The following is a 9,321-nucleotide window of genomic DNA, read 5'->3' on the forward strand; positions in this document are numbered from 1 at the left end:
CTCCCCCACCTCGCCGCCGCCGAAGGCCATCGCGGTGCGGTCGTCAACATCGGCTCCGTCAACGGCCTCACCGGCCTCGGCAGTCACGCCTACAGCGCCGCGAAGGCCGCCCTCGGCAGCCTCACTCGCACCCTCGCCGTCGAGGCGGGCGAGCGCGGCGTACGCGTCAACCTCGTCGCCCCCGGCACGGTCCGTACCCGCAACTGGGACGGCAGGGAAGCCGACCTCGCAGCCATGGCCCGCGACGCCTACCCCCTCGGCCGCATCGGCGAGCCCGACGACGTAGCCGCCGCCGTCGCCTTCCTGGCCTCCGCCGACGCCGCCTGGATCACCGGCGTCACCCTCCCGGTCGACGGCGGGCTCACCATCAGCAACCTCGGCTGGACCCGCAGAGACCGCGGCAGAGACCAGAACTGAATGCGCACACCTCACCCCGCATGCAACATCAACCCGATCCCCACCACCATCAACCCCGCCGCAGCAATCCGCGGCGCCCCGAACCGCTCCTTGAAGAACACCGCCCCGATCGCCGCCCCCACGATGATGCTCGACTCCCGCAGCGCCGCGATCGGCGCCAGTTCCGCCTGGGTCTGCGCCCAGAGCACCAGCCCGTACGCGGAGACGGACAGCACCCCGCCCAGCAGCCCGCGCCAGGCGACCGGCCGCAGCTGCGCCAGCAGCGTCCCGCGCCGGGTGGCCAGCGCGTACGCGGGGATCGCGAAGCCCTGCAGCGCCAGCAGCGAGCCCGTATAACCGGCCGCGGTGTCCGACGCGCGCACCCCCACCCCGTCGACGACCGTGTACGCCGCGATGGTCGCCCCCGTGCCGAGCGCCGCGAGGATCGCCGGCCAGTGCGGGCGCCGGCCCGTGTCCCAGAAGCCCCACACCGCGACGCCCATCAGCCCGGCGGAGGCGACCGCGACGCCCGCGATCTGCCAGCCGTCCAGGCGCTCGCCGACGAAGACCGCCGCCAACACCGTCACCAGCAGCGGCGCCGAGCCCCGCGCGATGGGATACGACTGCCCGAAGTCACCCAGCCGGAAGGACGCCATCAGCAGCGTCATGTACCCCACATGGATCGCCGCCGACGCGATCAGATACGGCAACGCCGCCCCATCCGGCAGCGGCGAAAAAGCCAGCAGCGCCACCCCGCACACCCCGCCCCCGGTGCAGATCAGCGTGAAGGCGAGCAGCTGGTCCTTGATCCCGTGCGCGATCGCGTTCCACGACGCGTGGGTGACCGCCGCGGCGAGCACCGCGGCTATGACGAGCGGGGTCACGAAGAGGGCGCCTCGCGGACCTCGCGCACGTCCACCACGCTGCCACCCGCGTGCGCGATCAGCGTCTTCGGCTCCATCGGGAAGACGGTGTGCGGGTCGCCGGCCGCCGCCCACACCACGTCGTGGTCGAGCAGGCCGCGGTCGGCGAGCACCCGGGTGCGGGTCCGGTGCCCGAAGGGCGGCACGCCGCCGATCGCATAGCCGGTGGTCTCCCGTACGACCGCGGCATCCGCCCGCCCGACGCGCTCGGCGCCGAGCTCGGCCCGTACCCGCTCGGTGTCGACGCGCGAGGAGCCGTCCATGAGGACGAGCACCGGCTCTCCGTCGGCCGCGAAGATCAGCGACTTCACGATCTGGCTGAGCTCGCAGCCGACGGCCTCGGCGGCCTGCGCTGCGGTCCTGGTCGCCGCGGGAAAGCGGCGGACTTCGACCTCGACACCGAGCTCGGCGAGCGCGGCGGCGAAGAGGGGGTGAGCGGCAGCTGGACTGGTCATGGCCCAGACGCTACCGGTACGTGTACGCCCCAAGCGACTGGGTTAGGACCGCCGAGAGCTCAGCCGGGACCTCAGCCGGAAGCTCAGCCGTGCGCCGCCAGCACCTGCTTCACCAGCGGCCCGGCGAAGTCCCCGCCGTGCCCGCTCTCCGGCACCACGGCGGCGGCCGCGATGTCGTTCCGGTACGCCGTGAACCACGCGTTCGGCTTCTTCTGCCCGTCGACCTCGGCCGATCCCGTCTTGGCCCCGACCGTCCCGCCAAGCCCGGACATGGCCTTCGCGCCCGTGCCCCACTGCGCGACCTGCTTCATCAGCCCGCGCATCTCGCCGAGCGTCGCGGCCGACATCTGCCGCGGCGCCTTGGCCAGGGTCCGCTTGTCCAGTGACGGCGCGATCAGATACGGCTGCTTGAAGGTGCCGTCCTTGATGGTGGCGGAGACCGAGGCCATGTTCAGCGGGTTCATCCGCACGCCGCCCTGGCCGATCAGCGAGGCGGCCATCTGGGCGTCCGCCTGCACCGGGACCCGGCCGTCGAAGGACGAGACGCCGGTCTGCCAGTTGAGCCCGATGCCGAAGACGTCCCGCGCCTGCTTCGTCAGGTCGTCGTTCTTCAGCTTCTCGGCCATGGAGATGAAGGCGGTGTTGCAGGAGTTGGCGAAGGACTGCGCGAAGGTGGCGTCCTTGGGCAGCTCGAACTCCTCGACGTTCTGGAACTTCCAGCCGCCGTACTCCTTGTACTTCGGGCACGGGTGCGTCTCCGTGCTGTGCGCCAGGTCCTTCTCGATGAGCATCGAGGCGGTGATGACCTTCATCGTGGAGCCCGGGGCCATCGAGCCCTGCAGCGCGCTGTTGAAGCCCCCGCCGGGCTTGTTGGCGACGCCGAGGATCTCGCCGGTGCTCGGCTTGATGACGACCATCGAGGCCTTGGCGGTCTTGGCGACGGCCGCCTCCGTGGTCTTCTGCACCGCCGAGTCGATGGTGGTCTTCAGCGTGCCCGGGGTGCCCTTGGAGAGCACCAGCAAGGTCTCGGGGGCGACGGCCTTCGCGTCGTCCTTCTTCTCCTCGGCGGACGGCTCCACCCAGGTCTCGATGCCCGCGGTGCCGCCGGCCTTGTCGCCGTACTTGTCGCGCAGGCTGTCCACGACGGCGCCGAGCGACGGGAAGGCCTTCGGGTCGAGCGGCTTGCCGTCGCGGTCGACGGCCTTGATCGGGGCCTTCTCGGCCTCGCCGGTCATCAGCTTCTCGCCCTCGCCGAGCTTCGGGTGCAGCACCGTGGGCTGCCAGGTCACCTTCGGCTCGCCGGTCTTCTTGTCCCGCGCCACCTCGAGGGCGGTGGAGTACTTCCACGGGGACTGCTTGCCCTTGTAGTCGACCTGGGCGCTGACGGCGTACGGAACCTTGGTGCCGCTGCGGGCGCCGGGCTGCGCGGCGACCTTCGCCACATGGGCGTCGGTGCGGTAGCTCTTCAGGGCGGCGAGCGCCTCGGTGGGCGCGTCGGTGAGCTTCGCGGCCTTGGCCGGGTCGCCCTTGGCCCAGGCGGTCAGGAAGGCGTTCGCCGTCGTACGGACCTCCTTGGCGCTCGGCGGTCCGGTCTTCACCTTCGGCTTGTCGCCCTCGTCCGAGCCGGCCGCGGTGCTGCCGCTGCCGCTGTCGCCGCCGTCGGAGCCGGTGAGGCTGTACGCCGCGAAGCCGGCCGCCCCGATGACGGCCGCGCACGCGACGCCGATGACGACGGCCTTCGTCTTGGCGGGCATGCCTTCGCGGGCCGCCGCATGCGACCCGCCACCCGACGGATTCTGGCCTTCCAGCATGTGCTTACGCTCCCTCGCCCCACACCTGTCCGACGCCCCGCAGCACGCACCCTAAGGCACGCGGGTGACATCGGCCTCGCCGCCGGGGCAACGGGAAACCGGGACGTGAGGTTACGGATCCCGTCAACCGCGGCGCGCGACCCGAGCCACCCTGGGGGACTGCTGTGTCGCCCTGGGGACTAAGGACGGAAAAGGGGAGTCAGTGGTTCCGCCGCGAGGGCATGGATCCGTCACGTCCCGGCGCGCTCCAGGACCAGCTCACGGAAGGCGCCGAGGCTCCGCCCGGCGAGCGGCCGGAGCGCGGCTTCGGCCCGGCGGGCGTCGGCACGCAGCCGCTCCGCGGCGCCCGCGCCCAGGGCCTCGGCCGCCTCGGCGGCGAAGGACGGCTCCGCGAGCCAGTCGTCCAGCAGCGCGGGCGTGACCTCCAGGTGGAACTGCAGCCCCCAGGCGGCCGGCCCCGCCCGGAACGCCTGGACCGGCGTGGTGTCCGTACGGGCGAGGACGCGGGTGTCCGGCCCTGCCACGATGCGATCGCCATGCCAGTGCAGCACGGCGGGCGCCTCCGCGAGCGGCCCGACCACCGGGTCGTCCCGGTCGACATCCCGCAGCGGCGCCCAGCCGATCTCGGCGCCGTGCCCGAGCTCCGCGCCCGCCCGTACGGCCAGGCCCTGCGCACGGGCGAGCACTTGGGCACCCAGGCACACCCCGAGCGTCGGCGTCCCGGCGCGCAGCGCGTCCGCCGCCAGATCGCGCTCCAGCTTCAGCTCGGGGTGGCCGGTGAGGTCATCGGCATTCATCGGCCCACCCATGATCACGAGCCCGGCAAGATCCGCGGCCGCCGGCAGCTCCCCGGGCGCCCCCGCCAGCAGATTCCGGACCTCCACCGCCACCCCGCTGCCGTCCAGCGCGTCCAGAATGAGGCCGGGCTTCTCGACCTCGACGTGCTGCAGGATCAGGACGGTACGGGCGGACATGGAACGAACTCCTCGCTGCTGCACGGACCAGGGCGGACCACCCTGCGACCCACCACCGTAAACGGCGCCCGCACTCCGCTCGTTCACCCGGACATTGCCGCCGGCGCGGTTCCGTAGAAGGATCACGCCTCGCCGAGGGGATGGGGAGATCAATGACGACGCTGGAGAACCGGCCGAATACGGTGGTCCTGGTCATCGACGCGCAGAACGGTGTGCTGGCGGGCATGCACGACCGCGAGGCGGTGGTGGGGAACATCGCGCTGTTGGTGGAGCGGGCGCGCGCAGCGGGAGCCCCCGTCGTCTGGATCCAGGACCACGGTGACGGTCGCGCGAAGGACTCGGAGCCGTGGCAGCTCGCGCCCCCGCTGGCCCCGGTGGAGTCCGAGCCGCGCGTGGACAAGGTCTACCCCGACAGCTTCGACGACTCCGGCCTGGAGCCGGTCCTCGCCGCCCTCGGTGCCGGGCGCCTGGTCGTCGCGGGCGCCGCGACCGACCAGTGCATCCGCTCGACCCTGCACGGCGCCCTCGTCCGCGGCTACGACGTCACGCTGGTCAGTGACGCCCACACCACCGGCGACCTGACCGCGTACGGCGCTCCGCCGGCCGCCGAGATCATCGTCCACACCAACCTCTACTGGACCTACCAGACCGCCCCCGGCCGCACCGCGGGCACGGCGACGGCCAGGGACGTGGAGCTGAAGAGCTGAGACAGCGCGCGGCTAGACCCAGCTCCCGAGCCACATCCGCGCCTGCCATGCCTCGCGCGGGATCGTCTGGCCCGTGTAGATCGGGAAGAAGTAGATGAAGTTCCAGACGATCAGCAGGACCAGGACGCCCGCCATCACCACGCCGAGCGTCCGGCGGCGTTCCGTAGCGGAGGGTGGGCCGGCGATCGCCGCCAACAGCATGGCCACTGCCAGACAGAGGAACGGGACGAACACCACCGCGTAGAAGTAGAAGATCGTCCGTTCCTGGTACATCAGCCAGGGGACCCAGCCCGCCGCCACGCCGCACACGATCGCGCCCGCGCGCCAGTCGCGGCGCAGCGCCCAGCGCCACACGGCGTAGACGAGGGCCGCGCAGGCCAGCCACCACAGGAGCGGGGTGCCGAGGGCGAGGACCTCGCGGGCGCAGTTCTGGGAGGCGTCCGACGCGCAGCCGTCCGTGCCGGGCTTCGGGTCGTCCCAGAAGTACGAGACCGGGCGGCCGAGGATCAGCCAGCTCCAGGGGTTCGACTGGTACGTGTGGCCTGAGGTCAGGCCGACGTGGAAGTCGTAGACCTGCGAGTGGTAGTGCCACAGGCTGCGCAGTGGGCCCGGGATCCAGCCGTACGACGTGGAGCGACCGTCCGCCCAGTTGCGGAAGTAGCCGTTGCCGCTGGCGAACCAGCCCGCCCAGGACGCCACATAGACGACCACGGCCACCGGTACCAGCGAGAGGAAGGCGGGTCCTGCATCGCGCCGCAGCACCGTCCGGTACGCCTGGCCCGCGCCCGCCGTACGCCGGGCGCCGACGTCCCACAGGACCGTCAGCAGGCCGAAGGCGGCCAGGATGTACAGGCCGTTCCACTTCGTGGCGCAGGCAAGACCCAGGCACACCCCGGCGGCCAGCCGCCAGGGACGCCACCCGAGACCCAGCCGCTGCGCCACGTCCGCGTCCGGCCGCACCCGCCCGTCGTCCGGTGATCTGGGCAGCGCGGCGGCCAGCCGCTCCCGCACCTTGTCGCGGTCGATCAGCAGGCAGCCGAAGGCCGCCAGCACCCAGAACATGACCACCAGGTCGAGCAGCGCGGCCCGGCTCATCACGAAGTGCAGGCCGTCCACCGCCATCAGCCCGCCCGCCAGGCAGCCGAGCAGCGTGGAGCGGAAGAGCCGGCGGCCGATGCGGCAGAGCATCAGCACCGACAGCGTGCCGAGCACGGCCATGGCGAAGCGCCAGCCGAAGGGGTTCAGGCCGAACATCCACTCGCCGACGGCGATCATCCACTTGCCGACCGGCGGGTGGACGACGTACGACGCCTCGTGGCTGAGCGGGATCTGCTGCGGGATGTCGAGGATCTTGTCGTTGGCGTTCTTGGGCCAGTTGCCCTCGTAGCCGAACTTCAGCAGCGACCAGGCGTCCTTGGCGTAATACGTCTCGTCGAATATCACCGCGCGCGGCTGCCCGAGATGCCAGAAGCGCATCAGCCCGGCGAAGAGCGCGACCAGGATCGGGCCCAGCCAGCCCGAGGCGCGGCTGAGCTTCTCCGCCCGTGCGGGGCCGACTCCCAGCGCAGCCCAGACCCGCCCCGACGGCTCGGGATACGGCGGGACCAGGCGCTCGGTGACCGACGGCTGCGGGCGGGCGGCATAGCCGAAGCCGCGCAGGCGGCGCCGCCAGGGCTGGCTCGCGTCGGCCTGACGCGGCTTGGGCTCTGTCGCGGTGTCGCTGCTCACCCTCGCCATCCTAGGTTGCGATCCGCGCGCTGAGGGGTGGGGTTCCGCGGGATCGGCGGCGGGGTGCACGGGGTCAGTGCGGGCCGTTCTCCGCGATACGGGCGAAGTCCTCCACCGTCAGCCCCTCGCCGCGCGCCTGCGGCGACACTCCCGCCGCCACGAGCGCCTCCTCGGCCGCCGCGGGGGAGCCCGCCCAGCGGGACAGCGCCGAGCGCAGCGTCTTGCGGCGCTGCGCGAAGGCGGCGTCGACGACCGCGAAGACCTGCTCGCGGGTGGCGTGCGTCTTCGGCGGGTCGCGGCGGACCAGGGAGACGAGTCCTGAGTCGACGTTCGGGGCCGGCCAGAAGACATTGCGGCCGATCGAACCGGCCCGCTTCACGTCCGCGTACCAGGCAGCTTTCACGGACGGGACGCCGTACACCTTGTTGCCCGGCGCCGCGGCGAGCCGGTCCGCGACCTCCGCCTGCACCATGACCAGGGTGCGCTCGATGGTCGGGAAGGTGGCCAGCATGTGCAGCAGCACCGGGACCGCCACGTTGTACGGCAGGTTCGCCACCATCGCCGTCGGCGCCGGGCCCGGCAGCTCGGTGACCCGCATCGCGTCGGAGTGCACCAGCGCGAAGCGGTCCGCGCGGTCCGGGAGCCGCGCGCTGACCGTCGCCGGGAGGGCGGCGGCCAGCACATCGTCGATCTCCACCGCGATCACCCGGTCCGCCGCCTCGATCAGCGCGAGGGTCAGCGAGCCGAGCCCGGGCCCGATCTCCACCACGACGTCGTCCGGCCGGACTCCGGCCGTGCGCACGATGCGGCGCACCGTGTTGGCGTCGATGACGAAGTTCTGGCCGCGCTGCTTGGTGGGGCGGACCCCCAGCGCCGCGGCCAGCTCCCTGATGTCGGCCGGTCCGAGGAGATGGCCCTCGGCGCCTGCGGTGTCTGCGGTGTCGCTCACCTGTACAGGTTACGGCCGCACGCAGGCCACGGCGCCGCTCCCCGTTGCACGTAGAGCTTCTTCGCGCGGTAGGTCTGCTCCGCGGCCGACGCCTCCTGCGGCCGCCCGGCACCGCCGAGGCCCTGCCAGGTCCCGGTGTCGAACTGGTACAGCCCGCCGTGCTGCCCGGTCGCGTCCACCGCGCTCGCCCGGCCGCCGGACTCGCAGCGGGCGAGCGCCTTCCAGTCGAGGTGGTCGGCTCCCTTGACGCCCTCCGGCTGCGCCTTGGTGCCGACGCGCACGACGCGGGGCTGCGCGGGGCGCAGCACCTCGGCTTTCGTGCGGACCGGGCGCTGCCGGGCGCCGTTGACGGTGCGGACGCGATACGTGACCTCGCGGACGCCCTCGCGGCCCGGGCGGGAGACGACCGTGGTGCCGCGGTAGAGGGACGCGTCGGGGCGGCTGATGGTGCGGTAGCCGATCGCCTCCTTGCGGACCTGCTTGCGCTGCTCGATCCGCATCACCTTGATCGCCTGCCCCTCGCGGGGAAAGCTGTCGAGCGGCGCGGAGGCGGCGTCGTGCTCGCCGAGCTCGATGCCGGCGGCGGCGAGGGCGTCGCGGACGGTGGCGGCGGTGGTCCGGACGGTGTTGTGGTGGCCGTCGGCCAGGACGGTGACGGTGCGTTCCGTACGGACGTCGAGGGACAGCTCGCGGCGGGTGTCGCCGCGGGAGCTGGCGACCTTTGCGCGGGCGCCGTCGATGCCGAGGGCGCGGAGGGTGGCGTCGACGGAGCGGGCGGTGGTCCACAGCCGGCGGCGCTCGCCGTCGATGGTGACGTCGACGGGGCGGGCGCGGCGGACGTCGATCCTGGCGCCGTCGGTGAGGGCCGCCTGCGGGGAGGGATAGACGCGGTCGTGGCTCCCGGTGCGGATGCCTTCGGCCTCGAGGAGGTCGCCGACATCGTCGGCGAAGGTGTGGAGGGTGCGGGTGCTTTCGCCGTCGACGCTGAGGGTGACGGTCTTGTCGTTGACGACGAAGGCGGAGGTGCCGCCGGCGAGAAACGTCACGATGAGCGCTTGGGGGAGCAGCCGGGTGAGGCTGCCGCCGCGGGAGATGACGGAGACCCTGCGCGGTGCCCGCGCCGGGCGGACGGGGTCCGAGGCCTGCGCCGCGGTGGCGGCGGGGACGCGGTAGAGCTTGCGGCGGGGTGCGGTCGCTGCGCGCGGGGCGGGTTCGGCCTGGCGATCGGGCGCGGCAGCTGCGCGCAGCGCGGGTTCGGCCTGGCGATCGGGCGCGGGCGTGGCGCTCGGTGCGGGCTTGATCAGGCGGCCGCCGGAAACGTCCGGGCCCACCCGTCCCGCCATGCGGGACGCCTGCCCCCGGTGGGGGGCGGGGGCAG

9 protein-coding genes are annotated in these 9,321 nt (G+C 72.9%); 2 read left to right on the forward strand and 7 right to left on the reverse strand.

Annotated features, from left to right (window positions below; all coding sequences use genetic code 11):
* Window positions 1–417, forward strand: a 417-nt coding sequence (locus G5C51_RS36515) for an SDR family oxidoreductase (RefSeq protein ID WP_165244261.1), incomplete at its 5' end; no start/stop codon positions are given.
* A gap of 11 nt (window positions 418–428) precedes the next feature.
* Here the strand turns inward: G5C51_RS36515 and G5C51_RS36520 are convergent.
* The 4 genes from G5C51_RS36520 to G5C51_RS36535 form a co-directional block, all read right to left on the reverse strand.
* The gene (locus G5C51_RS36520; RefSeq protein ID WP_165244263.1) at window positions 429–1,280 is read right to left on the reverse strand and encodes an EamA family transporter; all 852 of its coding nucleotides are present in this window, start codon (window positions 1,278–1,280) and stop codon (window positions 429–431) included.
* Window positions 1,277–1,774, reverse strand: a complete 498-nt coding sequence (locus G5C51_RS36525; protein ID WP_165244265.1) for a YbaK/EbsC family protein — start codon at window positions 1,772–1,774, stop codon at window positions 1,277–1,279. Before G5C51_RS36525 ends, G5C51_RS36520 begins: the two co-directional genes overlap by 4 nt.
* A gap of 83 nt (window positions 1,775–1,857) precedes the next feature.
* Complete coding sequence (locus tag G5C51_RS36530) at window positions 1,858–3,585, reverse strand: penicillin-binding transpeptidase domain-containing protein (protein ID WP_240930173.1); 1,728 nt, start codon at window positions 3,583–3,585, stop codon at window positions 1,858–1,860.
* A gap of 230 nt (window positions 3,586–3,815) precedes the next feature.
* A complete protein-coding gene (locus tag G5C51_RS36535; protein WP_165244267.1) occupies window positions 3,816–4,559 on the reverse strand; it encodes a type 1 glutamine amidotransferase in 744 nt (247 codons plus the stop codon).
* Between the two features lie 152 nt (window positions 4,560–4,711).
* Between G5C51_RS36535 and G5C51_RS36540 the strand changes: the two genes are divergently transcribed.
* On the forward strand, window positions 4,712–5,266 hold the full coding sequence (locus G5C51_RS36540; protein WP_165244269.1) for an isochorismatase family protein: 555 nt from the start codon (window positions 4,712–4,714) through the stop codon (window positions 5,264–5,266).
* Window positions 5,267–5,278: 12 nt separating this feature from the next.
* Here the strand turns inward: G5C51_RS36540 and G5C51_RS36545 are convergent, their stop codons facing one another.
* The 3 genes from G5C51_RS36545 to G5C51_RS36555 form a co-directional block, all read right to left on the reverse strand.
* Window positions 5,279–7,003, reverse strand: a complete 1,725-nt coding sequence (locus G5C51_RS36545) for a dolichyl-phosphate-mannose--protein mannosyltransferase (protein WP_165244271.1) — start codon at window positions 7,001–7,003, stop codon at window positions 5,279–5,281.
* A 64-nt stretch (window positions 7,004–7,067) separates the two neighbouring features.
* Complete coding sequence (rsmA, locus tag G5C51_RS36550) at window positions 7,068–7,943, reverse strand: 16S rRNA (adenine(1518)-N(6)/adenine(1519)-N(6))-dimethyltransferase RsmA (RefSeq protein ID WP_165244273.1); 876 nt, start codon at window positions 7,941–7,943, stop codon at window positions 7,068–7,070.
* Window positions 7,940–9,321 (reverse strand): ubiquitin-like domain-containing protein (locus G5C51_RS36555; RefSeq protein WP_338118435.1); only part of this gene is annotated, 1,382 nt, incomplete at its 5' end. The genes rsmA and G5C51_RS36555, both read right to left, overlap by 4 nt.

The sequence above is a fragment of the Streptomyces coryli genome (assembly GCF_011044975.1).
In the GTDB taxonomy this organism is placed as follows: domain Bacteria; phylum Actinomycetota; class Actinomycetes; order Streptomycetales; family Streptomycetaceae; genus Streptomyces; species Streptomyces coryli.

Coding starts and splice junctions, on each gene's coding strand:
- G5C51_RS36530 (WP_240930173.1), bottom strand. CDS start 3,585: ATGCTGGAAGGCCAGAATCCGTCGGGTGGCGGGTCGCATGCGGCGGCC.
- G5C51_RS36535 (WP_165244267.1), bottom strand. CDS start 4,559: ATGTCCGCCCGTACCGTCCTGATCCTGCAGCACGTCGAGGTCGAGAAG.
- G5C51_RS36525 (WP_165244265.1), bottom strand. CDS start 1,774: ATGACCAGTCCAGCTGCCGCTCACCCCCTCTTCGCCGCCGCGCTCGCC.
- G5C51_RS36545 (WP_165244271.1), bottom strand. CDS start 7,003: ATGGCGAGGGTGAGCAGCGACACCGCGACAGAGCCCAAGCCGCGTCAG.
- G5C51_RS36540 (WP_165244269.1), top strand. CDS start 4,712: ATGACGACGCTGGAGAACCGGCCGAATACGGTGGTCCTGGTCATCGAC.